Below are 27,000 nucleotides of genomic sequence, written 5' to 3'. Positions count from 1 at the left end.
TTTAATTATTTATCATAAACCCATAAGCCACCATTATTATATATTATATTCCAATTCTCGATTCCTTCTATGGATTCATATTTATTTTGAGAAATTGTTCCATTAATTTTTGGAAAATTGGATAATCCTCGAAGATAAGAGTTTTCTAGGAAATATTTTCTTAAAACCATCATATTAACTTTCTGGGAGTTATCAGATGGGTAGGGTGCGCTAATATTAGCATTTAATATGTACTGCTTGTAATAACCATCATAATTCGCATTGGAATTTGTAAAGTTTCCCAAAAAAGGCAATACTGCAATTTCCGATGTACTAAGAGAATTTGTATAACCTAACTCACCATGATACAATTCAAAATCCGGATAAACATTTACAGATGTAAATGAAACAAAAGACAAAGATGTTATTAAGATTATTATGAAAATTGTTATGCCTTTTCCATTTGAAATTCTATTATTTAATATATTGTGGATATAAAAAATTGCTTGCGCAGCCAGTATTGAAATGGGTATAAATAAAAATGGAAGCATTCTGTATGGTAAGGGTATAAATGATAATCCTAAACCATATATTGCAACATATACCCCAATCATAACTAATGTTAAAAATCCTAAAAAAATTTTGTTTCCATCCCTTTTTTTTGAACTAATCCAATATAAAGAAGAAAAAATTGCCAATCCCAAAAAAATATAGTTTAAATCATTATAAACGTTCACAAGTGATAAATTTGCTACTGATCCAGATATATCAAATGATTTTTCTTTTGCAAATGAGTTTAAAATTGCAGTCCTAAGGAATGGATTATATCCCCATACCAGCGCATTTGTAAGGAATAAAACAATAACTATTAATATAGATTCCAATTTAATATAAACAGATTTATATGAATAATCAATCTGTAAATAATCCATAAATTTAATCGTAATAAACAATGTCAACATCATAAGTATCAGATTTATTGCAGGATATGGATGAATTAAATTTAGAGACAAGGAACAAATAAGAAATAGACTCGCAAAAATGATATTCCTTTGATTAAATATTATATAAAATAATAAAGCAAAAATAGCTAATCCAAACATATTAGGAATTAAATAACCCATTATGACCGACCCAGAAATTCCAAAAATAAAAACTGCCAATAATGCTATTTCCTCATTACAAACCTTTTTTCCAATTATGAATATTACTGGAAATACAATGGTAAGTTGTATTATACCAATAATAAATGATAAATTATAAAATGAAAGTTTCGTTAACTCATTTAATAATGCTAATATAATGTGATATAATGGATAATAAGAATAACTTTCATCTGTTAAAGGCAAATGACCTGAATTTGCAATATTTTGTGCAAAAACAATGTGAAATGTGGGATCTACCCCATAAGGTACTGGAAATGCATAAAATATACTTGCTCTAATTAATACTGTTAGTAAAATAATTTTTATTAATATTGTCCAACTATTGTTTGATTTGGTAAATATAGAAATTAAAATGGATAGTCCAATTAAAGTTGCTAATAATAATAAATTTACTAAAGGAAAAGGATAATTAAATAAATAGAATAATCCTATGAATGAAATAAAACAAATAACAAAAAATATTTCGTTTAATTTATAATACTTAAATTTTAATTGGATACTATTTATATCAAGTTTTTCATTTCTAAATATAACATATAATATTGAAAAGATTATAAATAATATTGGTACAGAAGGACTAGAATTTTTTATAAGTTGGAAAAAACTAAAGAACAATCCCGTAATGAGTAATATAAAGGCGATTATTAAATCGATCTTATCAAAAAATTTGTAAAAGAAACTATTTGAACTCATTATTCCACTTTTATCCAGATTTTTTTAATTTAGAGAATTAAGTAGTTTTATTAATTTGCAACTTATATTGTTTATATTGTGCTCTTTTTCAATGAAGTTTCTGCCATTTTGACCCATTTGATTTCTTAGTTCATTATTGTTAATCAATATTTTTACGTCTTTTACCATTTTTTCAAATTCTTTAGAATGAAATCCAAGATTATTGTTACATATTACTTCATCGGGATCTATATATAAACTAACTACAGGAGTATATGATTCCCATGCTTGTAAAAATGTATTAGGAAATCCTTCGACACTAGAAGTATTCACAAAAATTGAAGCATCTGTGAAATAGCTACCTATTTTGTTATACGGGATGTAACCTTTGAAATCTAAATTAGATATATTTTTTGCTTTCATCTTTATTTCTTGATAATAATTTGGATCATCGTTTGATGGACCTCCAATCATTACAAAAGGAATATTTGGAATTTTTCGAGCTAATTCTAAATACAAATCTGGATTTTTCCATCCTTTTTTTATTGTAGAAACCCATAAAATGGATTTTTCAACATTTTTTTCAGATTTTCTTTTTTTTAAGGAATAAACATTTTTGATTACATACGACTCCCTACCAAAATTCTTCTTTAAAAGTTTTTTTTGGAAGTGACTTTGACTAGTAACCATATTTGCCCGTTTAAGGATAAATCTATAAAGAATTAATTCAATATACCCAAAATTAGTAATGTCAACATCCATGTCTGATGCAATAGAATAAATAAATTTTTTACCAGTAATAAAACAATAAAAAGCTATTATTGCTGGAAATATCCTTCCTGATCTAGACATAAATATATCTGCTCCAGAATAATTTAATGCTTTAAAAGTAGCAATGATTATCTTGAAATATTTTTTTTGAGAAAATTCGTTAAAAGTGCAAGCCTTAAAAAGATCAATATTATTAACTTTTATATGAGAGTCTTGACCATGATCAAAAACAATGAATGAAACATTGAAATGATTTTTTAATTGTTCCGAAAGCATAGTATATTGTAATTCTGCTCCACCGACCAATTCATCAATATTGGAATTTGTTAACAGATTATAGGATCCTAACGCAGTAAAGCAAATTTTAGTTTTAATGTTATTCCCCCTTTAATTTAATTATTTTTTAGGTTGTTTATTTAAACTTAAAAATGAAAAACTTACTACAGTTCGCAAAATATAAAACAGAAAAAAAGATTCCATATAAACAAATTTATAACTATAATTTCTTGCTAAAAAGAGACTGTGATTCCTTATAAAATAATAAGACCATTTATAGAGTGGGAGTCTGCAACCTCCATTTTCTTGAACAAAATGATTCATTACAGCCTTAGGTTGGAAATACAAATTATAACCCATTTTTCGCAGTCTTATGTTCATTTCAGACTCTTCACCAATATAATTGCCAGTATAGATATTCTCAGGATATTGAATTTTTTCGAAAATTTCCTTAGGATATAAAGAACAAGAATGACAGTCTTCAACAATAATAATTCCATTAAATTTCGGAGAAAAATTACGATAGATTAAACCTGTCTTTTTATCAATTATACATGGACTTTTTTCAAGATCATCATTTCTTGAATCCCTAACATGATTTAAAACTCCTCTTTGACTTGTGTTATAGGATATTTGTGTAATTAATGATGGACATATTGCCCCAATTTTTTCTCCCTGTTTAGATAGTAATTCATATGTTTTTACCAAATTTTCTAAACAATCCGCTCTAAGTACCATATCATCTTCAATAAAAAAAACAACGTGCCCTGAAGCTTCTTTAATAGCTTTATTTCTGTTACCTGGCAATCCCAAATTCTGTGAATTTTTATAATATATTATTTTTTGGTTATTTTTAGATAAACCCTTAATTATGTCTTCAGTATTATCATTAGAACCATCATCTGCAATTATTAATTCCCAATTATCATAAGTTTGTGTAATTACAGATTTTAGGCAATCTCCTATTATAAAACCTCTATTATAAGTAGGGAGTATAATTGAAACTTTACAACACATTTTTTCACCAAATCACAGTTAATATTTATTAATCAAACTTCTTTAATTTTCTAGATAATTTATTTTATCCAAGAATTTATACGTTACATATTGGATTATTCAACAAGCACAAAATTTCCAAAAATTATGTCCTGTTTTATAGGAACAAAAATTCTCTGATACTTTACTCGTTTGTTTGCTAAAATTATCCCAATTTTAAATATAATATACATTATCTACTAACTTTCTCCCATAAAACAGAATAATTATTAAAAATATAATCTTTCCAACCTTTTAATACTATAAATTCATTAATTAAAACATATTTTACTATTTTAAATAGTGAAAAAGATCCCGATACTTTATTTCTTTCAAAATATGATTTTATAATTAATAAATAAATTAACAAACACCCGAATATCATGATACAAATAAAAATATTTATTAAAATGACATTAATGTTCCATATAAGTATATAAAGTACCAACACTGAAAAAAGTAAAAAAGGAGATAACATCGGCAATATTTTATGAGAGGGAAAAATAAAAGCTACATACAAATTCCTTGGAATTATAAAAAATTTCCAGTATTTAAAAATATTCTGTAAAGTCCCAACAGTAGTTTTAGTTCTTTGAATAATTTGTTCATCTATATTATTTGGAGTTTGTTCAAATACTAATGCATCAGGAGCATATTTTAATTTGTATCCTGCTTTTCTAAGTTGGATAGCTATATTTAAATCCTCAGAAATTATTTTTTCATCACAATGAATCAATCCTTTTCTCCATGCATGCATTTCTCCATGAAAAAGACAAACTGAATCTAAAATAGATTCTCCCATTCTCATGATATATTCTATAGTCCAATAAAACTGAGTAGAAGATGTCAAATTTGCATTTGGATTTGAAACAACAAACCTGCCACCAACTCCCCCAACATTAGAATCTTTAAAACAAGGAATTATCTCATTCAAGACATTTTTTTCAAAAATTGCATTCGCATCAGTAACTAGAACAATTTCGCCATTACAATGCTGTTTTCCAAAATTGATAGCAGAAGCTTTACCTTTTCTTTCCGATTGAATTGCTAATTTTAATTCTGGTTTAAGATTAATCTGCTTATCCATTATTTCTTCAACTATTTCCTTTGTTTTATCATTAGACCCCGAATCTACAACTATTATTTCATAAAGTTCATTAGGATAATTTAATTTCATTAGATTAGTTAATCTTAATCTAATCACTTTTTCCTCATTATATGTGGGTACCAAAATTGATACTGAGGTTTTAAATGTATTATCATTATTTTTAGTATATTTACGACTAATGAATGCAATTGAACCCATTAATGCAGGATAACCAACAAATTGCCATACTAAAAGAAACATGACAATATAAAGTATAACTATTAAAATATCCATTTAATCACCATTATTTTAAATCACCATTATTTTAAGTTAATGTATTATTTGCAGTGTTATGTGATTTAACATTAGTATTTCCCTAAATAATTAATTATTTAATTTGTTTTTGAAAAAGTTTGATATTGAATTATTTTAAATACTTTTTAATTAAATTAAATAGCCGAATTAAATAGTATAACTTAAATATAGAATTAGGTATATAAATTCTCTGATAATCTTCCGCAGTTGGATTAAATACCAAATAAAATAGATCACTCAATCCATCAATTTTATTTTCTCTTATTTGAAATTGTAACAATGCTCTTTTAAAAAAGCTATCCGCAAATTTTTCTGGACTAAAAAAATTTTTCTCAATTTTACTTGCTAATTTTTCAGCCTTTATATCCAAAGTATCACCCCAATACTCAGTTAATACCGGATTACCCATAACATTCTTCAACAACAATAAATTAATTAATAATATACGATTTATTCCGATTTTAGTTGCTAATGATTTAACTTCATTCCAATTCACTTTGTTCATGCTAATTAGACCATCTAAATCACATAATAATGATAAAGAATGCCACATGTGACTAGCATTATGCATAACTAATATAATAATTTGATTCTCGACATTTGGAGTAAGTAATTCAATTTTGTTAATATTGATTTTAATCAAATCTTTCGTTTCGAAATTATTTAAATTTTCATGTTTAATAAAGGATAAACCCCATTGTAAGTCAATATTAACATTCCCTTTACTCAATACATGCGCTCTATGGTATTTTAGGCAAATATTGCCTTTTTCCAACATTGATGGAAAAGTAGATGTATACCCCATGTTTTTCAATACAATAATGGATTTTTTAACATTTTTCAAACTTACAACTAAATCTATGTCACTAAAATCTCTTAAAGCTATATTTTTATATGCTAAAGTTGCAAGAGTAGGTCCTTTATAGGTAAATGAGTTTATATTTTGTGAATTTAAAGAGTTTGTAACTCTTATTAATTCTCCGGTTAATAAAAGATTTTTCCGAGCATTTTTTTTATAGTATATTTTAAGATCATCTAAAAAATTCTTAGAGGTTCTGTTTGGAACAATAGTATTGAGATTATAATATAAAAGCGGCTTTAATTTATGTATTGTAGCAATTTCAAATAAATATTGCCAATTTAAGTCTTCATGAATCATTGCCTCTAGTTCTAATTTATTTTCAGGATCGGATCTATTTCTTGCACAAAAAAGAAGAATTTTATCTTCAGTGTTTAGATTGAAATCTTTGTCATTATTCATGAATATCTCCATTAAAACCCGAATTATTTAGTATATATACACGTTATATATACTAAATAACTATGGACTAAAATTAAGATACTTCCAGTGATATATATGATCAAAAAAGGAATTTTTATATTTGTAATAATAATATTAATAATAATAATATCAGGTTGTACAACAAAAACGTATAATGGAACATTTGGAGAGAAAACAGTATCAATAGATTCGATTTATCTTTCAAACAATACAACAGCAAATACTTATCATAAATCATCTACAGGTGCTCAATATTATTTTGTTAGCGGATATTTAATTAATAATAACTCTAATGATGCACTTAAATTAAAAATAGCTTCAACAGCTTACGATGTTAATGGAAATATAATAGTAACAAATAACAGTGCTAATATTTACCCATCTACAATACCCGCCAAAGGTGCTTCTGAATTTTATGTTGAATTCCCTGATAATAATAATAATATAGTAAAATACGAAGTGAAAATATTAAGTGCTAGTGGAACTTTATGATCTTGATTTATTCAAATTATTATTCAATATATTGCATTTGAGTATTATAAACCTCCTTAAACCATTTATTTTTACTTTTTAGAAGATCTTCCCAAGTTCCAAATTCTAAAATTTTACTATTATCCATTAAATATATCAAGTCTGCATTTTTAATTGTTGAAAATCTATGGGCAATCATAAAAATCGTTGTTTTTCCATGTAGATCATCAATTGCTTTTAAAATCTTTTGTTCATTCTTAGAATCTAAATTGCTGGTCGATTCATCCAATATTAATAAATATGGTTTTCTAAGCAATGCCCGAGCCATTGCAAGACGTTGCTTTTCCCCTCCTGAGAGTTTTACTCCCCTATCCCCAATAACTGTATTTATTCCATATGGAAGTTTGGATACAAATTCATATGCGGCCGCAGCTTTAAGTGCAATAATAATATCATAATCAGTTGCATTAAGTTTCGATAAAAGCAAGTTGAATTTAATAGTTTCATTGAACAAAAATGTTTCCTGTGCCACATATCCAATATGATTCCTCCAAGAATTTTTAGAATCAAATATATTATTCTGATCAACACTAACTTTACCCTTTGTCGGTTGGATCAGTCCCATCAAAATGTCAGCAACAGTGCTTTTTCCTGCTCCAGACGGCCCTATAATAGCAACAGTTTTGCCTTTGGGTATTTTGATATTCACATCATTTACAGAGTATTGTTTATGACTTTCATAAGCAAAAGAAACGTTTTCAAAATATATACAATCTTCAAACTTTAAGTGTGATTTTTTAGAATCCTCATAATCGACATTTAAAATACACTCTTCTTCCAACTTTAATATATTTCCATAAGCAGGTAAACTATTAATTGAATATTGATAACTTCTTTGAACAGTCGAAAATTGAGGTATCATAACTACAAAAATATAAATTAGTAAAAAAAGGCTTGCCATTGGTAAATTCAAAATATTAATTAAAAACAAAACCATTATTGAAAGTACAACAACAGTTCCAACATCAAAGATGAATTTAACATCGGCGTAGCTTCTTATAGTATCCATATAATTTGATGCGACTTTATTTGTTTGAATTGAAAAATATTCAATATTTGTATCTTGCATTCCAAAACTTTTTATTGTTTTCATTCCATCCATATGTTGAATAATTGATGAATAAAGATCTTTAGTTGTGTAAGTTATATTTTCACCTGTTTCACGGGATTTTAGAACTCTCCGCCTTAGAATTAATAATATTACTACACCTATTAAAAATATTATCCCTGTAAGTAAGCCTGCTATCTTGAGTGCAAATATTATATACACTACTAGAATCATTATGCTTGCCAATAATGCTAAGAATTGAGTTGTTCCCATACTAATCCTTTCAATTTCGTTAGTAAGTGCATGGGTAAAGTTCGAAGACTTATTTTTTGAGAAAAATAACCAGTTAGATTTTGTTATGGCTATATATAAGCGTTTACGCAGTTGAGCTGAAAATTGGTATGCAATAAATGATGATTGTATTAATTGTATCCTATTCAATGCAGCTATTGAACTTATTATAAGCACATAAATCAACAAGACAAGAGGTAAGGTGGGTTGTATATGTACCAGAACAAAAAAGTTTGAAACAATAGATGCTATTTGACCAATGGATCCATCACTAACATTTAGGCCAACCAACTGAAGTAACGGTATCAACATTAATAAGCTAATTCCTTGTAACAAGCTTATTGTGACCATAAGCACGATAGAAATAATTATCTTTTTGGGCATTGATTTTATCAAATCAGCAGTATACCGACCCATTAAACTATATTTAAAATCATTGCATATCCTTCGAATCATTTTTACATACCAAATATTATTCATTAAAAAAAATATTGTATTTAGTGTTTTATTTTTAAATTTAGTAATGGTACAAATTCCATCTCAGATTTTCCTAAAATAATATTATTTTTCTTTTCCACCCAAGCATGTGCCTCAAAATTCTTTAAATTATTTACTCCAATTTTAATAGTTGAATCATATCCATTATGTGCCAATAAAATATGGACTGCGATTGCTTGTACTAAACACGTTGCTCGTGGGATGTAAGATGATACTACTAGAACTGCCCAAATAATATCTTCAATTTGGTTCGGTTTTTTTTGTTTAATCTGAATTTTTGTTATTCTACTAATAATAGTTTGAATTCTTGAAAATGGAATAATATACAAAACTGTTTGTACGAATATAGTAAGAACTAAGCTTTTAATTAACAAAGATTTTTTATAATAAGGAAGCTCGAAAAAGTTTTTAATTTGATACATTAACTTTTACCAGCCCTTTTTCCTTTAGATCATTTACCAGATCTAATAAATCCGTTTTAAATCTTTCTTCTTCCACATCATATTCTTCTAGTATCAATTCAATCAAATCAGATATTGAACATGGTTTTTGTAGTGAATTCCAAATTTTTGCCCCAATAGGATCTAGACCATAATAAATTCCACTTTGAGTATTTAATATCGCTACTTCATCATCAAGATTACAAGACACCACATCATCTGCAACGACCAAAGATGAAATATCATAAATTTTATTCATAATGTAACTCCTCATTATTATTTTATTATGTTTTTTTAAATATCGATACTTCTAATAAGTTTTAGTTTAAGCTAATTCATATTAAAACTTTCTTGTTTTTTTTATCACTACTAATTAATTTGTGAATTTTGTCACATACATATAAAAAATCATTAGAAAAGTATATATTTTGTCACAAAAATTGATAATATATATAAGAATTATGTGATTGTGAATTTCATATGATTTTATTTAAGATTAAACATGTTTATGGAACAAATGAAGGGGGTATGTGATATAAATAAAACTAATAAAATAATTCTTTTTTTATTAACAGTTGCATTTGTTATTGCAATATGTGGAACAGCTTCTGCAGCGACAGTTCACAACAACACTACAATCAGTCACAGCAATAATTCGCAAGTTCAGACATTGAAATTAACATCAGCAAATGCTAAAAAAACTAGTTCCAAGGGAGATCCAATTATAACTGGAACTGTTACTATTAACAGATATGGAACTGGGACATATTACGCTCTAAAAGGTGCAACAATCACCGTGAACTCCACATCAGGTAGAGTTCTCGGAACAACAACAACAGATCAAAATGGTAACTATTACATCAATTTTTACAGTACTGATACAAGTTTCTTGGTAACTTGCAGCTTTCTTGGGTGCAATTCTACAACCAATACAGTTCCTGTAACCTTAAACAACACCGATAAACTTTATTATGGTTCATCAAATTTTCAATTAAGACCCAATTCTGCAAGATTAACATCCACAGGTACTGGAACAAATGTAAAAATTAAAAATGGAAGCACCAGTGACTTTGCAGGAGTTATAAATGTAGATATTAATGGAGTTAGTTATCAAGCATATTGTATCGATTTGTACACAAATATTGCAATAGGAAACAGTTTATTTGTAAACGGACCATTACCCGGCACAAATGGAGATTTAAACAGCCAAATTGACTGGGGTAAAGTGAATTACATCATTAAAAATTATTCACCTACAACGGATACTGAAGCAGCAGCTATGCAGTGTGCAATCTGGTATTTCACATCTGTACAGTACGGAGCCTACCCTGGAAATGACAGTAGCCATACTGATAGATACCAGTACATGACCAATAGTGCAGATGGAATTACCTCAGGAGGAGGCACTGCTGTCAGAACTAGGGCACTTCAAATGATAAGTGCTGCAACTTCAGTACAGTATCCAACTAACATCGATATTCAACCCGGTAACATTAGAGTTGAAAACGGTAAAACAACTACGCTAACAGCGACTGTTACAGATAAAAATGGTAACCCGCTATCTGGAATCAATGTGAACTTTTACACAAACAAAGGATCACTTAGCATTACCAGTGGTGTAACAAATTCCCTTGGCCAAATCAGTACAATCTTATCCGGAATTACAAGCAGTTCAGCAACAGTCTATGCAATGGTTAACGGAACATACGGTACACTATTATACGATAACCCTGCAAACCCACTTCAAAATTTAGTTGCAGTAAACGCCATCCCGTACACTTTCTCTGACAGTTCAACCGTTAACTTCGATGTGAGATCAGATGTGCAGTTATCTCAAACATCAACCACCCCTGTAAATGTAGGGGATACTTACACCTATGTTGTTAAAGCCCATAATAACGGCCCTAATGCAGCATCAGGAATTCTAATAAGTGATGTAATTCCAGCCGGACTTACCAATTACACGATAACGCCTTCAGTTGGAACATTTATAAACGGAGTATGGACAATACCCACCCTTGCAAATGGTGGAAATGCCACTCTAACAATAACAGGAACTGTTTTAAGCTCAATGGCAGGAACCACAAACACCAACACAGCTACCATTACTGGGCAGGATCAATACAACAATTACTTGAATACTATATCATCAGCGGATGTTTACACTAAAAAATCTGTGCTATCAATCACAAACTCTGCTGCCAACGGTAACGTGAATGTGGGTGATACAGGTAAATTCACAATTACCATTTACAATTCAGGACCTGATGCAGCAAGTAACATCCAGTTAACTGATATTTTGCCTGCAGGTTATGCTGCTACGTGGACAGCTGGCAATTACGCCAATAATATTTGGACCATTAATAGCCTCGCAAGCGGCAGTACTGCAACACTCACATTCACAGGTGCAATAACATCTGCAATGGCAGGTAAAACTACTACAAACCATGCAACTGTGACTTGGGCAGAGTATCCAAAAACGGTCACCATTTCTGATTCAACAATTTATGTGAAGGATGCTGAAGTAGCTCTCTCACAAACAACGTCGGGAACTAATGTAAACGTTGGGGACACAGTTACTTACACAGTCAAAGCTACAAACAACGGACCAGACACAGCAACAAATATAATCATAACTGATGCAATTCCATCAGGACTTAACAATGTAATTGTATCTCCTTCAGTTGGAACTTACAGTAACGGTGTTTGGACAATACCTTATCTTGCAAATCAGGACACAGCCACACTAACAATAACCGGAAAAGCTAGTGCTAGTATGGCTGGAAAAAATACAACTAATACTGCTACAAGAACTTCACAAACAGAATACAACTCAGAATCCCCATCAGTATCTGCTAAGGTTTATACAAAAATGGGAGATCCAATATTAACTCAAACTGTAAATGGACAAAGCTCAGGAAAAATAACTGTTAATGTCAATGATATTTTAACGATTGTAGTGTATGCAAAAAACATTGGTCCAGATAGTGTCCACAATGTTAACATACTGGATTTACTTCCTATAGGAATGTCAATAACAGATATCACACCTTCTGTGGGAACTTTCGATATGGATAGTGGAATTTGGTTTATACCATTGTTAGATAGTGGAGATAACGAAACATTAACTATAAATGGTTATGCAGAAACTACCATGGCTGGAAATACAGTCAATAATACTGCAACAGAACTAAACCAGACAGAATATAATCCATATCCCGGTAATTCTACTAGTATTCCAATATATACAAAACTTGCAAACGTAATAATTAAACAAACTGGAAGTTATTCAGGTAAGAATGTTAAGTTCATTATTACTGCGTACAATAATGGGCCAGATAGTGCAACAAATATTTTAATTGGCGATATCGTGCCAGATAATTTAAGTAATTATAAAATCGTTCCTTCAATAGGGACATACATAGATGGTGTTTGGACAATTCCAGAATTAGACAGTTTAGAATATGCTACTTTAACTATAACTGGTTCTGGAAATATTGGAACTACAATTAAAAATATTGCTTTAAGGATAGGTCAAACTGAATATAATTCTGAGTCAGGATATTCTGAACTGAAGGTATATATTTCAAGTGTGAATCTTAGTGTGACGAATTATCCTTGGAAGAGTGGAGTGTATACATATGATTACAAGCAGCAAATTGTGATGTTGGCTCAAATAAACAACCTTGGAAATACGGTTGCAACTGGAATAAAAATGACCTACAAAATTGGAAACGCATTTAAAGTCGTTTCATACAATTTAATATCCCCTGGAACATTGACTTTTGACCCTACAACGAACACATTCACACTAGTGGTCGATAGGTTAGCTGGTGGATTAAACACATCAAAAGGATCATTTGCAGGATTTTCTGTACTATTAGAATCACTAAAAACAGGAAGCGGAACCTCTGATTTCAGCCTAGTATCCACAATAGTAAGCAGCGACCAAACCAACACCGGTACAACAACCAAAACAAGAAATTTAATAATCAACCCAGCAGCAGACATTCAAGTAACACAAACAACAGACAAACCATCCCCTAATGTAGGAGACTACATAACAATAACAATCAACGCTACAAACAACGGACCAAACTCCGCAACAGGAATAAATATAACTGATTTACTACCCGCAGGATTATATCTAAACACAGACTCAGATCCAAACACATACTTCACCACCACACAAGGAACATACAACCCCATAACAGGATTATGGACGGTAGGAAACTTAAATAACGCAACAACCGCAACTCTAACAATAATAGCCAGAGTAACATCAAATTCAGGAATGTCATTCACAAACTACGCATACAAAACAGGAACATCCCCACAATACGACTGGAACACCGGAAACGACGCAGACACAACAATATTCACAGTAGACGAAGCACCATCATAAATAAGAGCATATTTAGAGGAAATCCCTCTAAATACCATATATTTTTCTGTATTCAAAATTGTGAGTAGTTATTCCTTACTTTTTTTAAAGGCTTATTTGCGCATGTTATATCTATTATTTTGCAATTCTAAAACATATTTAATAATTTGTTTACAGAAATGAGGCATGGCATTATTTTAATTATAAGTTAAATATTCTGTTTTAGAAAAACAAATGAACTATAAGTAAAGTCAACGGTGATGTTCAAAGACATTAAAGTATTAATTTAATAAGAGAATGCTTTATTCAAATCGTATTATTAAATTAATAATATTCATTAAATTTATCTTGTAAAGAAATAACGGAATCAAAAATTAAAAGTAGTTACTTAAAAAAATTATATTATTCAATATTTGAAAATAAGGATAATTATTATAAATTATTAATTAAAGCAAACTTAACTAGCAGCATTATCTTGATCAAATCCTCCTATATCTCCACCTTTCGTCAAAGATTTAATATCTCCATGTTCTTTTAATTCTGGTTTTTTGTAAACTTTTTTCATTTGAAACCCTCATTTATACATTATTTTTTTATTATATAAACTCTTTGTTAGATATTAAAACGTTTTTTAAACTGATTCAACCATATACTGATCAATATTATGATCCAAAGATCAAAAAAATCGCTCTCTTTAAATCTATCAATTCTACAAGAATTAAATAATTCTAAATTAACATAATTCCTTATCAATTTGTCATTTTTTAGAATATTTTGTATATAATTAAATTCATATTTGATGAAACTTTTTTCAAAACTCTTACTAAAATTGTTTTTATCAACCCGCTCTCTAATTTCATCAGGCATAATATTTTTCATTGCTTCTCTTAGAATATATCTATTCCAACCATTTTTGAATTTCATCTCATTTGGTATTGCATAACAAAATTCAACAAGCCTCTTATCATAAAAAGGAAATCGAACTTCAATACCAAAATTAGCAACTCGACGATCTATTGTTCCAAACACTGTTTCATTTACCGAACTTGTAATTTTTTTGTAATGTATTTCTTTAGTGTTTAACTTATTAACATCATTTAGGTGATTATAATAATTTTTCAAATCAAATCCTAGACTCTGTGCAAACTCTAAATTAATAATACTTTCATCATTTATCCCTAAAAATATTTTGATAAACTTTTTCAATTTATAAGGTAACAACAAATAAATAACTTTTTCTTTAAATACAGTGAATCGATTTGTATTTATCATTTTAGAAAAGTCATTAATTTCATTTATTAACATTTTCCATTGATTTGTAACTGCTAATTCTTTAAAATAATTATTTCCTAATGATAAAACCTGATCTCCTCCTTGACCACTTAAAAGAACATGTACTCCTCGATCTTGTACATGTTTATATAATTGGATCTGTTTTGTTATATGTGGTGTATAGAAAGGTTGATCTTGATACCATAATATTGTGTCAATGTCATTTAGGGGACTAATATTATCTACATTGATAAAAAAAGGTTCTATTGTATCATCAATTAATGTATTTATATAATTCTTTTCATCACATTCTAAAGTTTCTTCAAAAATTTGTGAAAAAGTACAAAATGGTTGAAAACAATCGTTTGCACCCCTAATATTTTTAGCAACACTAACAATAGAAGAAGAATCTAATCCCCCACTTAATTCACTACCAACTGGAAAACAGCTTCTTAATCTACATTTAACAGATTCTTCAAATAATTCTAAAAATTTTTTTACATAATCCTCTTCAGAATCCATTATTATCTCTAAATTAGGATCCAATTGCCAGTAACATGAAATATCAAATTCTGATTTATTTAGAACAATAGAATGTCCTCCAGGCAATTCAAATATATCTTTATAAAAAGTTAGTTTATTATTCTCAGTATCTTTCATTAAAAAAAGAGCTAACTTATATTCATTTAATTCATATGGAACATAATCATTGTCAATTATAGCCTTTATTTCAGTACCAAAAATGAATACATCATTGCTTAAAAAATAATAGAAAGGTTTTATTCCCATATGATCTCTAGCACAAAATAATTTTTGTTGAGAATCATCCCAAATCGCAAATGAAAAATCTCCAAGTAAATGTTTGGGGCAATTTTCTCCCCATTTTTCATAAGATTTTAGTATATAATAACTGTCCGATACTTCAGTACTGTTTTCAATGTTTAATATATTTGAAAGCTCTTCTCTATTGTCAATTCTTGCATCCGAAGTTATAATCAATTTTAAATCTTCATCATGAAATGGCAATTCTTCTATTAAAGATTCTTTAGTGGTCCATAACATTTGATGACCCAATGCCATATTCCCTTCAATCCAATTTTTCGAGTTACCCCTGCCTCTATGTGACAATTTACTATTCATTTTTTGAAATTGTGACAATTTAATATTTTTTCCATTCCTGTTAAAAATTCCAGTTATGGCACTCATAAAATGTCCTCTTCAACAAGTTTAACTAACTTATCCAAATCATTTAGGTTATCGGATATTATTAACTTAGATAAATTAACTGTTTGGAATATTTTATTACATTGTAAAAAATTAATAGCAAGTTCCGTATTTTTGAACATATTTATTCCAAATGTATTTTTTATTAGTTCCACAAATGCATTTTGGCCGGTGATATCATAAATTTTGGAATACTCATTTCGTTCGATAAAGTAAATTTTTTTTAAGGGTAATTTTTTAGTAACATATGCCTGAGGAACACTGAAATACCTCTTTTTTTCAAAAGAATTGATAACTTTATTTTTATGTAGATATTGTGCTGAGTTAAGTGATAATTTTAAACATGAAAAACCTTGTGAAATCATTGGAATTTCATTATGAAAGTCAATGGCAATATAATCATCAGATATTATGGGATAACCTCTATTATAAAACGCCATAGCTGTAGTTGATTTTCCATATCCCTTGAATCCAGAAAATGCTATGGCAAATCCATGAATATTAACTGCACTAGCATGTAAAACAAATAGTCCTCTTAAACGTAATAACGTCGCGAATATAGTTCCTAAAATAAAATTATTTAAGATATTTTGATCCACATCTAACTTTGGATCGACTATTATGGTATTATTATTGATTTTAAACTTTCCAACAAAATCCCAAAATCTATAAATGTATTGCTTATCGATGTAAAAATTCGGGCCACTTTGATTAACTTGTTTCAAATCTAAATCAAATTTGCTATTAATTATTTTAACATCGGGTTTATCAAAATTGGTGGATATTAAATGAGGTAAATAGAAATCTGAAAGAATATTTAGCCCAAAAGCTTCGTATTTAAACCTTTTATCCAATTCAACAGATCCCATGTAAATAAATTTAAATTTGTAATATTTAAATATAGTGAAATGAATTAGATTGAATTTTTAGTCAATATCCAGATTATTTGATGAAATAAATCGTTTTGAGAATCAAATTTATAAGATATGAGCATTTATATAACTATAATTATGATATTACACAAAAATAACTTATTTATATTTACTTCAATTAAATTCATCCTTCCATTAAAATAAAGATTTGATTCATTATGGAGTTTAATACATGATAAACAAACTTAAATATTTAGATTTGATTCTGATATTTATCACTACAATAGCATGTTTATCCGTGATAATGAATCCTACTTTAACCAATTATATTTTCAGGATTATATTAATAATAATGCTTATATTGTTCCTTTCAGGATATTCATTAATCGCCGTAATATACCCTAGACAAAATGATCTTGACCTCCTTGAAAGGTTGGCATTAAGCTTTGGATTTCCACTGATTGGTATTGCCATTGTAATCGTTTTAACAAATCTTATACCACTCAGTTATTTCAATTTCTTAAAAAGCAATATAAACATGATCATTGGGGCATTAGGGCTTTTAACTATTGTATTAATATTCATTGCAATAATCCGAAGGAAAAAAGCAATACAGGAAAATAAATATATTTATTCTAGAGTTTACGAAGTCAAAAATGCTATAAAACCGGACTTATATGAAAAATCCGGATCAAAAAATGAAAAGGAATTAATATCCCGAAATAAAGAACATAAGGTTATTAAAAATGAAATTGATGACAAATCTAATTTAGAAACTAAAAAAAGGAAAAATATTTATCCTAAATTTGTTTCAAAAGATTTACTGTTAATATTATTAACATCTGTCCTCACAATTATTTTCATTGTCACTCCAAAGTTGAATGAAACATTTGTAAGAACCTTCTTGGGAATTTTACTCATACTTTTCATTCCAGGATATTCATTAATAGCAGCATTATTCCCAAAAAAAGGAGATTTAGATGGTATTGAGAGATCAGCATTGAGTTTTGGGTTGAGTATTGCCATAACTCCAATTATTGGATTAATGTTAAATTACACACCATGGGGAATTCGTTTAACACCTATACTTATCTCTCTTTCAGCATTCACTCTTATAATGTTATTAATAGCATTTATCAGGCGTAGAAGAGTTCCTGAAGGTCAAAAGTTCTATGTGAATTTTGGAGGAACCTTAAGCTCTATTAAAAATAGTTTTTCAGGTGAATCAAAAACAGGTAAATTCCTATCAATCATCTTAATTATCACAATTTTGATGGCCATATCCACTACTGTTTTCATCATCTTAAAACCGAAACAGGGAGAATCTTTCACAGAATTCTATATTTTAGGACCCAATGGTAAGGCAAGTGATTATCCAACCAATTTAACACTTGGTCAAAATGGCACAGTTATAATAGGTATTGTAAACCACGAGTATCAGACAGCGAACTATGAATTGGTTGTTAGTTCCAATGGTACTGTCATGAGCCAGCAGAATATTACATTGACAAATGGTAATCAGACCCAGATACCCTACAGTTTCACTGCAGGTTCGGCGGGTTACAAAAATATTGAATTCCTACTCTACAAGTTGCCTGACACAACCAATGTATACAGGTCTCTTCATCTGTATGTGAATATGACCTAAATTACATTGAAAAGTTAAAATTGTTCCATTAAAATGGAACGTGGATAAATCAGTAAAAGAGCTTTTAAACTGGTTTAGTTAGACATTAGCAAAACAGAGTTTTTGATTAAACTGATTTAAAAAATTATCTTAAAAAAAAACTTGATATTTAAAAAAAAGGAAAATAAAGAGAAAATTATAGAAAATCATATATATCATAATAATTAGATCATAATAGTATGATATCTACAGTAACCACAACCACTACTACGGTAACAACTACTGAGGTTATGGCTTACAGTATTATTGCTGTAATTGCTTTAATAGCATTACTGGCACTTAAAGAGATATTAAGTTCTGAAACTGAGAACAAAACTATGAAATCTTTTGTTACAGGATCAAATATAGCCATCGTACCATTACTACTAGTATTTGTAGCAATTGTGGCATATAAGGTGGTAACAGTTCTTTAAGGGGCTTGTATTATGAAAAACAGTAAAAATGCAATAATTCTTTTGGTCATATTAGTACTCATAGCAGTTGCTGTTAGCGGATGTACAAGCAAATCCAACTCCACTGTAAACCAATCATCAACTAAATTAGCTTTTTCTAACAACGGTACAACATGGTTCCATTTTGATGCAGTCATTGAAAATATGACATTGAAAAATGGTACTGTACAAAATTACTACGTAGACGGATACATCAAACCAAATGGTAATGTAACAATGGACTTAAGCAGTTTAGCAGGCTATGGAAATGAACCATTACCAGCAGGAACAACAGTCCGAGTTTTAGCCTGGAAGGGATTGTTTAACCAGACTTTAGCTTCCAACAGCAGTGACATGAATCTTGTCATGCAGGGCTGGTCCAAAAATCTACAACCACAAAATGATGATCTCAAATACAACGTAACTGTACTAAACCTACCAGTTAACCAGTTACCAGCAAACATCACAGACAACACAATAATAATTAACAACGACCCTGCGACCATAACAGGCAACGGATCCAGCACAGAACCAGTATTCGAAGAAGAAATATTTACAGTTGATGGAAATGGTAAAGTTACCATGGTATTTGTAACACCCGCAACACTATGTAACATCCTAGCAACATAGTGCTAATCCAACACTTTCTTTTTTTATTTTTTTTAGTTTCTTAACCTAATTGAAGTGATACTAGTGAACAAATCCAAAATAGGCATCATAATACTTTTAATCATAGTCTTGGGCTCTGCTACAGCATACATTACAAGGGACAGTCTCATGAGCTACGCATTTAATCAGATGAACTACAACTACACAGGTTATGCATCCATACCCAACAACACACATAATGGAGGATCACTTGGTGGTACCTACAATGTCTACGGCAAAGGTGAACACTTCTACTTCAAAGTAGATATGAAGGGAGCAGATCAGTATGAAGATCCTCTTTGTTACACGAGCAGTGGTCTTATAGGAAATGGAACTGTTGACACCATAAATGTAACATCCAACACAGTTATGGACCTTTTTAAAAAGGACTTTAAATCAGCCATGTTTGAAACTCCTGTTACAGGTCATTTTGATATGAAGTGTGCTGCATGGACAGGTTACAGTAACTTCACAAATAATGGAACTGATTTCATTGGATACTTCAAGATCAATGGTGTAGATACAGATTTTGAAGGCACTTACAGATTTGTACCGCAAGGTACAAGGATAGCTGTTGTATCCAGCTATCTATGGTGGAATGTAAACTCAACAAACAAAACACAAATAAACAAAACATATTACATTTAAATAAGAAGTTTATATGTGAATTCCATAAGTCGGGTGATTTGAATAAATTGAGTTAAAAATTCAATGTTTTAAATCTGATTAATAAATTATTTTTTTATCATTATTTTATCGTTTTAGAAATTAGATTAAATTTAATGAAAATTAGTCTTTGATATTGTTATCTACATACTTCATGAGATACTTGAGTATCAATTAATGTTCAACGTTACAATACTATTATTCTCCATCGAGTATCTCAAATTATTGGAAGGTAATGGAACAATAATGGTGCATAGAATGGAACTATTAAAAACAAGAATGAATTTGATATTCCATGTGAAAGTGTCACACCAACTATACTTCTGGTTTTTTGGAATGCATATCCATAGAAGAGTGCCACACCAAACACGAAAATTAAATCGTAGAAGTTGTTCCAGCCTATGTGAAGGGCTGTGAAAAGTACTGCAGTGTAGAGTAGTCCGAGAAATATTCCAAATACATTTTCAGCATTCTTTTGTATGATTCCCCTGAAGAGCAATTCTTCTGCCAGCCCTGTTGAGATTATGAGTATTATTGACGCTATGATAAGATTAACAGGGTTTAAAACAGCTATAAGTGGTTTGGGCTGGAGTATTATATACTCAGTGATTCCTAAAAATATTCCTGTTAATGCTATTAAGAATTGTACCTTTTTGTTCCCCCATATGAGTCCTATGTGCTGCCTTGTAAGACCCTGATTCTTCATTATGGTGTATGCAGCTGCAAATAGTGGAACAGCAATGATGGGGAACCAATACAACGATTGGATCTGCATGAGTGGTATTGAAAGTCCGATGATCCTTATCATTGGCAGTGCCATCATAGACCGGAGTAACACTGAGTAATTGTAGGACACATTTAATGATGAGTTCACTAGGAGGGCCATGAGTATTAATGCTTCGATTACGAGTCCTGTTTCTTTGTTCACATAAGTTACCGTAACTTCCGCTAGGATCAATGCAAAAACATAGCTTACTGCAAGGATTTTTTCGCTCCTTGATGTTTTTTGTTTGCCCCTTTCGATTGATAGGTGTTCAATCTTGTCCTTTATGGTTTCCTGTTTATCGTTGTCTTTGACTTTCCGATATATCGATAGTGAGCGTCTGTACTCCATGATGGCATCTTCCCAGGCTCCTTGTGCCTCATAGGTACCTGCGGTTAGTGATATGATTGCTGCCTTTCTTTCTCTATCAGATCTGTTCTCAAATTTGGCCTCTGCATCAACGTAGTAGTTTCTTGCATCTGCATATTTTTCCTGCTTTTCATGTATGAGCCCTATGCCAGTGAGAGCATAGCCTTCACCAATGTCGTCATCAGCTGTTTTGTAGGTGTTCAAAGATTTTTCGTAGTAGTCCTGGGCATTTTCGTAGTTTTCCTTTTCAATGTAGATGTTACCTATTTCAAGAAGAGCATCTGCCTCAGTTTTTTTGTCATCTGTACCTTTAAGGTAATCCAAAGCCTTATAATAATAGGTCAATGCCTTGTCAAGACTACCCAATTCATGGAATTTGGATCCCTGATTTAAGTATTCTTGAGCATCATACTGAACCATTATTTAATTTCTCCTACTAATTTTTCTGAATCAATGGTGAAAGTTTTAAACCTTTTAAAACTCTATTTATTTATAAAGAATATATATTTAACCATAGATTTTAGATTTCAGCTTGATTTTAATAAAACTAATGTTTAAACTGGGTAAAATTGAACCTTAATAAGATAAATGGTGATGTTATGGATTGGAAAGATAAGAATATACTGATTACAGGTGCTGATGGATTTGTTGGTTCCTACCTTGCAGAGGAACTTATTAAAAATGGGGCCAACGTATATGGGCTGATTCAAAGGGGAACTCAGGGTATTTACTCTCAAAATTTAGTTAATCATGGGATTGAGGATGATCTTAAAATTGTTGAGGGTGATTTGACTGATATCACATCCCTTGCAGGTGCACTGGATCTTTCTGAACCTGAATATGTTTTTCATTTGGCTGCCCAGTCATTCATACCAGCATCCTTTAAGGATCCATTGAAGACCCAGATGATAAATGCCAATGGAACTAGTAACCTGCTTGAAGCCATCCGAATCAAGGATTTGGATCCTAAAGTTGTGTTTGCAGGTTCTAGTGATGAGTATGGCCTTGTTATAAGTTCAGAGGAGCAGTATGAAACCCTTAAATCAAAGTATGGAGTTGTTTTTCCAGAGCCAATTTCCATACCTGAACTTCCAATTAAAGAATCCAATCCATTGAGACCAATGTCTCCCTATGCAACATCCAAGGTTTACTGTGAGTATTTGATGAGGAATTATCATGACTCCTTTGGTTTGTGCACGGTGGTTTCGAGGGCATTCAACCATGAAGGAGCGGGTCGTGGACCCATGTTCGTTACATCTGTTGTGACCCAACAGGTTTCAGATTTGAAGGCAGGCAAAGTTGACAGTATCAGGATAGGGAATGTGAATGCACTCAAGGATTGGTCACATGTTAAGGATGTTGTGAATGGTTACATTCAGCTTGCAGCCAACGGTGTGTCTGGTGATGTTTACAATCAGGGTGCAATGCGAACCAACAGTGTGTTGAGCTACATACTACTGAGTCTTGAAACAGCAGGCTACAGTATTGAAAAAATTGAAACCGTTACTGGTGAGAAGGTGATGAAGGATCCTGCAGTCACAAACAACGACCCTGTTTTTGGTGTTAAGTTCGTAAAGACTGCTGTTGACTCTGCTATCCTCGAGGAAGGTTTGGAGTACACTGCACAGGATGGTGGAATCAATGTATTTACAGATAAGGGAAAAGTTGCCATAGAATTTGATCTGGAAAGGTTCAGACCTTCTGAGGTGCCTATAAGTCTGTGTGATAACACTAAAATAAGGAGTATAGGGGCAAATTACAGTTACACCGTTAAGGACATCATCGGTGATCAGTTGGATTATTTAAATCCCAAATAAATAGGATTTATTACCATTATTTTAACAAGTAATAATAGAGGGTTTTAGTTCACCATAATGGTCAAAAAAAAGGGCGATGCATCTATATACAATGGATTACATAATAAATGACAGTTTAGATATCCTTGTGTTTGGTGGCAAACATCGGGCTACTGTTTTAGATACAAAATTTCTGTGCAGCATTTATCAGGGGATAAAAATAAGTTTAATTTATCTAAAGGGTTTAGGGGACAATTGATGAACAAAATTAAAGTTTTAGTGGTGGATGATGAGAGTGTTGTAGCTGTTGGGATCAAAAAGCAGCTGAAGGATCTTGGATACGAAGTTGTGGGAACTGCAGCAACAGGAAAAGAAGCAATAAATATAGCTCTCCAAAAGGATCCAGATATTATTTTGATGGACATTGTTCTTCAGGGAGAAATGGACGGAATCGAAACCGCAGAGGTTATTCAGTCACACATGGACACACCCATCATTTACATTACTGCCTACTTCGATGAGGAAGTGTTAAGAAGAGCCCGGTTAACAGAACCCTACGCCTATATGATTAAACCGATTAAAACAAGTGAATTAAATGCTAATTTACAGATGGCTGTCTACAAATACAAATCTGAAAAGAAAAAGGATGAAATTTCCCAGCAGATCACAGCCCTAATTCCTGCCTACAACGAACAGGTTTCAATAGGAAGTGTGGTTTTAAAGACACGGATGTACGTGGACAGGGTAATTGTTATTGATGATGGGAGTTCAGACAGAACAGAAGAGATTGCTGTCCTTGCAGGTGCTGAGATCTTGAAACATCCTGTCAATCAGGGAAAGGGTAAAGCACTTGAAACAGGATTTAATGCGGCCAAAGGCTCTGAGATCCTGATAACATTGGATGGAGATGGTCAGCACAGTGTGACAGACATACCAAAACTTATTAAGCCCATTATAAATGGAGAAGCAGACATAGTTAATGGAAGTAGGTATCTGGATGGCGATGATGAGGACACTCCAGCCTACAGGAGGGTGGGGCAAAATGTGCTGGATGTGGCAACCAACTTCAATGCAAGGAGCGATATAACTGACAGTCAAAGTGGATTTAGAGCTTTTGCTGCCTACACCATTCCAGCTTTTAAATTTAGAGAATCTGGTTATGGTATTGAAAGTGAAATGATAATTGAAGCCTCAAATGCAGGTTTCAGAATAAAAGAAGTACCCATAGGTGTGAGGTATGATGTGAATGGTTCTAAAAAACATCCCCTGACACATGGTATTGGTGTGCTGGTTAAGGTACTGCAGGATATGGAATTTAACAGACCACTTTACTACTTCACATTTCCAGGGATCGTCATGATCATCATTGGTTTGTTAGCTGGTTTGATCTTCTTTGGAGACTACCTGAATCATGAAACAAGCTCCCTTGCACCGACCACTTTAGCTGCACTTCTTACACTTGCAGGTACCTTCATTGCATTTACTGGTATCATACTTCATTCAATGAGTAGGATGATCGAACGAACCATGGGCAAATGATTACACTACCACTTGAACCTATCAATATCGTATAAAAAAAATTTAATTTCAACTATTTTTTTAGGACACCTAAGATTAATATTATCATAGAGACAAAAATTGGATCTGTGATCTAATATTATTTTCGTGAGCCCTAATACAGGTGCTCAAAAATAAATTATTTGTGGTTGGTCTGATAACAATGGATATCAAGATTTATATCGTAAGTTCCGGAGAGTATGGCCTAAGGATCATTAACAACATCGCTAAAAATGGTTTCGCAGCTTCTATTGTGGGCATGCATGAATTTCCAGATGATCTTCCAGAATTCATTGACAACCCCGAAATTTACATCCCAGGAACTATTCCAGAATCTGATCTCATCCTAGCATTGGGACTCAAGGGAGATATAAATTTAACACTCCCAATTATCGCATCTAAGGCCGGGGCTAAAGCTGTTATTTCGGAAATTCATGACCCTGCCCAGCTGCCACCAGGACTTCAAAGGGAAGTTGAAGAATCTGCAGGAGATATTAAAATTGTTTTTGCAAAACCCTTCTGTTCCCTTAAACCTGTGGGTGATGATGTTGTGGATGAATTTGCCCATTACTTCGGCAAACCTGAACTTAAAATTGAATCTAACAAACTCATAAAGAACGTGGAAGTCATCTGTGGAGCACCATGTGGTTCAACACAATTCGTAGCAGATGAACTTGAAGGTTTTCCAGTTGAAGATGCTGAACTGGAATCTGGAAACAAGATCCACAATTATCCATGCATAGCTTCCATGGCCACAGATCCTGTGGTTGGAGATACCATTCTACATCTTGCAGGCTACAAGATCAAAGAAGCAGTAAAGGTAGGGGTGGGATTTGCAACAAAGTCTGCGGTGGTGGACAAGGATGCATGTATGGGTGGAATTGATTGTGACCACAACTGTATAGATGTGTGTCCAAACGTTAAAATTGGCGATGACACTGTGACTGTTGATGAAGAGAAAAAGGCAGTTATAAATCCAGTTTCATGTGGCTGTTGCGAAATATGTGTCAGGGAATGTCCCTATGGTGCAATTGAAATAGTAGAAGAGAAAATTGATATAAAGTGAATATAAAATAAACTTGTTAGGATCAATAATTTTAATGAATTTAATATTTGGAGAAGTACTAAAATGGCTGGAAAAGTAATTTTTATTGGAGGCGGTCCCGGAGACCCCGAACTTCTAACATTAAAGGCTTACAACATAATTAAAAAAGCAGATGTTATTATATACGCAGGATCACTTGTTAACAGAGATGTTCTAAACTCTGCAAGGGATGATTGTCTCATAAGAAACAGTGCATCCATGAACTTGGATGAAATACTCGACCTCATGGAGACAAGTGTGGCTGAAGATAAACTGGTTGCAAGGGTACACACAGGAGATCCTGCAATTTACGGAGCCATCGGTGAACAGATAGAGGGACTCAAATCTAAAAATATAGACTTCGATATAATTCCCGGTGTGAGTTCATTTTTTGCTGCAGCAGCTGCCCTTGAAACAGAACTAACACTACCAGAAGTTTCACAGACAGTTATCATAACAAGGCCCGAGGGAAGAACACCTAAACCTTCAAAGGAAGCTATTTCTAAACTTGCTGAACATGAAGCAACCATGTGCATCTTTTTAGGTGTGCATATGATTGATGATGTTGTGAAGGACCTGTTAACCCACTACACACTTGAAACACCTGTTGCCGTAGTTCAAAAGGCGTCTTGGCCAGATGAAAAGATTGTTAAAGGAACCTTAGAAGATATTGGTGTTAAGGTAGCTGAATCTGGAATAAAGAAGACTGCCATGATAGTTGTGGGTGATGTGTTGGGAACAGAAAATATAACACCATCCAAACTCTACGACAGAAAATTCACCCATGAGTACAGAACAGCCCAATAACACCTTTAATTAAAATAATTGGGGAAAATAAAAAATTAAAACTCCCCAA

Annotated in this window: 22 protein-coding genes; 10 read left to right on the top strand and 12 right to left on the bottom strand. The window is 31.5% G+C overall.

What is annotated here, in order from left to right:
- Window positions 1-5 precede the first annotated feature (5 nt).
- The 5 genes from METBO_RS04345 to METBO_RS04325 all read right to left on the bottom strand — a co-directional run bounded on the left by METBO_RS04345 (window position 6) and on the right by METBO_RS04325 (window position 6,562).
- Window positions 6-1,838 (bottom strand): hypothetical protein, encoded by a 1,833-nt coding sequence (locus tag METBO_RS04345; RefSeq protein ID WP_013644459.1) that lies wholly within the window; start codon window positions 1,836-1,838, stop codon window positions 6-8.
- Window positions 1,839-1,862: 24 nt separating this feature from the next.
- The gene (locus METBO_RS04340) at window positions 1,863-2,894 is read right to left on the bottom strand and encodes a glycosyltransferase family 4 protein (RefSeq protein ID WP_013644458.1); all 1,032 of its coding nucleotides are present in this window, start codon (window positions 2,892-2,894) and stop codon (window positions 1,863-1,865) included.
- Between the two features lie 90 nt (window positions 2,895-2,984).
- Window positions 2,985-3,881: a glycosyltransferase family 2 protein gene (locus METBO_RS04335; protein ID WP_013644457.1), complete on the bottom strand. Its 897-nt coding sequence runs from the start codon at window positions 3,879-3,881 to the stop codon at window positions 2,985-2,987.
- A gap of 211 nt (window positions 3,882-4,092) precedes the next feature.
- A complete protein-coding gene (locus tag METBO_RS04330) occupies window positions 4,093-5,280 on the bottom strand; it encodes a glycosyltransferase (RefSeq protein WP_013644455.1) in 1,188 nt (395 codons plus the stop codon).
- A gap of 130 nt (window positions 5,281-5,410) precedes the next feature.
- Entirely contained in the window at window positions 5,411-6,562 is a 1,152-nt protein-coding gene (locus tag METBO_RS04325; RefSeq protein WP_013644454.1) for a nucleotidyltransferase domain-containing protein, read from the bottom strand.
- Between the two features lie 96 nt (window positions 6,563-6,658).
- On the opposite strand from METBO_RS04325, the gene METBO_RS04320 reads away from it, so the two are divergent.
- A complete protein-coding gene (locus tag METBO_RS04320) occupies window positions 6,659-7,075 on the top strand; it encodes a hypothetical protein (RefSeq protein ID WP_013644453.1) in 417 nt (138 codons plus the stop codon).
- A 19-nt stretch (window positions 7,076-7,094) separates the two neighbouring features.
- Here the strand turns inward: METBO_RS04320 and METBO_RS04315 are convergent, their stop codons facing one another.
- From METBO_RS04315 to METBO_RS04305, 3 genes are all read right to left on the bottom strand, one after another.
- Complete coding sequence (locus METBO_RS04315; RefSeq protein WP_227717255.1) at window positions 7,095-8,765, bottom strand: ABC transporter ATP-binding protein; 1,671 nt, start codon at window positions 8,763-8,765, stop codon at window positions 7,095-7,097.
- A gap of 185 nt (window positions 8,766-8,950) precedes the next feature.
- Window positions 8,951-9,373, bottom strand: coding sequence for a lasso peptide biosynthesis B2 protein (locus METBO_RS04310; RefSeq protein ID WP_013644451.1), 423 nt, complete (start codon window positions 9,371-9,373; stop codon window positions 8,951-8,953).
- A complete protein-coding gene (locus METBO_RS04305) occupies window positions 9,360-9,650 on the bottom strand; it encodes a PqqD family protein (protein ID WP_013644450.1) in 291 nt (96 codons plus the stop codon). Before METBO_RS04305 ends, METBO_RS04310 begins: the two co-directional genes overlap by 14 nt.
- A gap of 243 nt (window positions 9,651-9,893) precedes the next feature.
- Here METBO_RS04305 and METBO_RS04300 point away from each other — a divergent pair, with 243 nt between their 5' ends.
- On the top strand, window positions 9,894-13,796 hold the full coding sequence (locus METBO_RS04300) for an invasin domain 3-containing protein (protein WP_048186351.1): 3,903 nt from the start codon (window positions 9,894-9,896) through the stop codon (window positions 13,794-13,796).
- Between the two features lie 436 nt (window positions 13,797-14,232).
- Here METBO_RS04300 and METBO_RS13365 read toward each other — a convergent pair whose 3' ends face one another.
- From METBO_RS13365 to METBO_RS12595, 3 genes are read right to left on the bottom strand one after another with little or no spacing between them, the layout of a single operon-like run.
- A complete protein-coding gene (locus METBO_RS13365) occupies window positions 14,233-14,340 on the bottom strand; it encodes a lasso RiPP family leader peptide-containing protein (protein WP_013644448.1) in 108 nt (35 codons plus the stop codon).
- A gap of 47 nt (window positions 14,341-14,387) precedes the next feature.
- Window positions 14,388-16,253 (bottom strand): lasso peptide isopeptide bond-forming cyclase, encoded by a 1,866-nt coding sequence (locus tag METBO_RS04295; RefSeq protein WP_013644447.1) that lies wholly within the window; start codon window positions 16,251-16,253, stop codon window positions 14,388-14,390.
- Window positions 16,250-17,140 (bottom strand): phosphoenolpyruvate carboxykinase (ATP), encoded by an 891-nt coding sequence (locus tag METBO_RS12595; RefSeq protein ID WP_013644446.1) that lies wholly within the window; start codon window positions 17,138-17,140, stop codon window positions 16,250-16,252. Before METBO_RS12595 ends, METBO_RS04295 begins: the two co-directional genes overlap by 4 nt.
- Before the next feature lie 235 nt (window positions 17,141-17,375).
- Here METBO_RS12595 and METBO_RS13180 point away from each other — a divergent pair, with 235 nt between their 5' ends.
- From METBO_RS13180 to METBO_RS04270, 4 genes are all read left to right on the top strand, one after another.
- On the top strand, window positions 17,376-18,791 hold the full coding sequence (locus METBO_RS13180) for a DUF1616 domain-containing protein (protein WP_013644445.1): 1,416 nt from the start codon (window positions 17,376-17,378) through the stop codon (window positions 18,789-18,791).
- Between the two features lie 218 nt (window positions 18,792-19,009).
- Window positions 19,010-19,243: a hypothetical protein gene (locus METBO_RS04280; RefSeq protein ID WP_013644444.1), complete on the top strand. Its 234-nt coding sequence runs from the start codon at window positions 19,010-19,012 to the stop codon at window positions 19,241-19,243.
- A gap of 12 nt (window positions 19,244-19,255) precedes the next feature.
- Window positions 19,256-19,891 carry a hypothetical protein gene (locus METBO_RS04275; protein ID WP_013644443.1) on the top strand — a complete coding sequence of 212 codons (636 nt, stop codon included), beginning with the start codon at window positions 19,256-19,258 and terminating at the stop codon, window positions 19,889-19,891.
- 63 nt (window positions 19,892-19,954) lie between these two features.
- Window positions 19,955-20,557 carry a hypothetical protein gene (locus METBO_RS04270; protein ID WP_048186350.1) on the top strand — a complete coding sequence of 201 codons (603 nt, stop codon included), beginning with the start codon at window positions 19,955-19,957 and terminating at the stop codon, window positions 20,555-20,557.
- 235 nt (window positions 20,558-20,792) lie between these two features.
- On the opposite strand, the gene METBO_RS12590 is transcribed toward METBO_RS04270, so the two are convergent.
- Window positions 20,793-22,127, bottom strand: a complete 1,335-nt coding sequence (locus tag METBO_RS12590) for a tetratricopeptide repeat protein (RefSeq protein ID WP_013644441.1) — start codon at window positions 22,125-22,127, stop codon at window positions 20,793-20,795.
- A gap of 179 nt (window positions 22,128-22,306) precedes the next feature.
- Here METBO_RS12590 and METBO_RS04260 point away from each other — a divergent pair, with 179 nt between their 5' ends.
- The 4 genes from METBO_RS04260 (at window position 22,307) to cobM (ending at window position 26,951) form a co-directional block, all read left to right on the top strand.
- Window positions 22,307-23,524, top strand: coding sequence for a GDP-mannose 4,6-dehydratase (locus tag METBO_RS04260; RefSeq protein ID WP_048186349.1), 1,218 nt, complete (start codon window positions 22,307-22,309; stop codon window positions 23,522-23,524).
- Window positions 23,525-23,761: 237 nt separating this feature from the next.
- Window positions 23,762-25,042: a glycosyltransferase gene (locus METBO_RS04255; protein ID WP_013644439.1), complete on the top strand. Its 1,281-nt coding sequence runs from the start codon at window positions 23,762-23,764 to the stop codon at window positions 25,040-25,042.
- A gap of 181 nt (window positions 25,043-25,223) precedes the next feature.
- The gene (locus METBO_RS04250) at window positions 25,224-26,126 is read left to right on the top strand and encodes a DUF166 domain-containing protein (RefSeq protein ID WP_083804504.1); all 903 of its coding nucleotides are present in this window, start codon (window positions 25,224-25,226) and stop codon (window positions 26,124-26,126) included.
- A 63-nt stretch (window positions 26,127-26,189) separates the two neighbouring features.
- Window positions 26,190-26,951: a precorrin-4 C(11)-methyltransferase gene (gene cobM, locus METBO_RS04245; protein ID WP_013644437.1), complete on the top strand. Its 762-nt coding sequence runs from the start codon at window positions 26,190-26,192 to the stop codon at window positions 26,949-26,951.
- Window positions 26,952-27,000 lie beyond the last annotated feature (49 nt).

The sequence above is a fragment of the Methanobacterium lacus genome (genome assembly GCF_000191585.1).
GTDB lineage: Archaea > Methanobacteriota > Methanobacteria > Methanobacteriales > Methanobacteriaceae > Methanobacterium_B > Methanobacterium_B lacus.
This window is presented reverse-complemented; position numbering and strand designations above follow the sequence as displayed.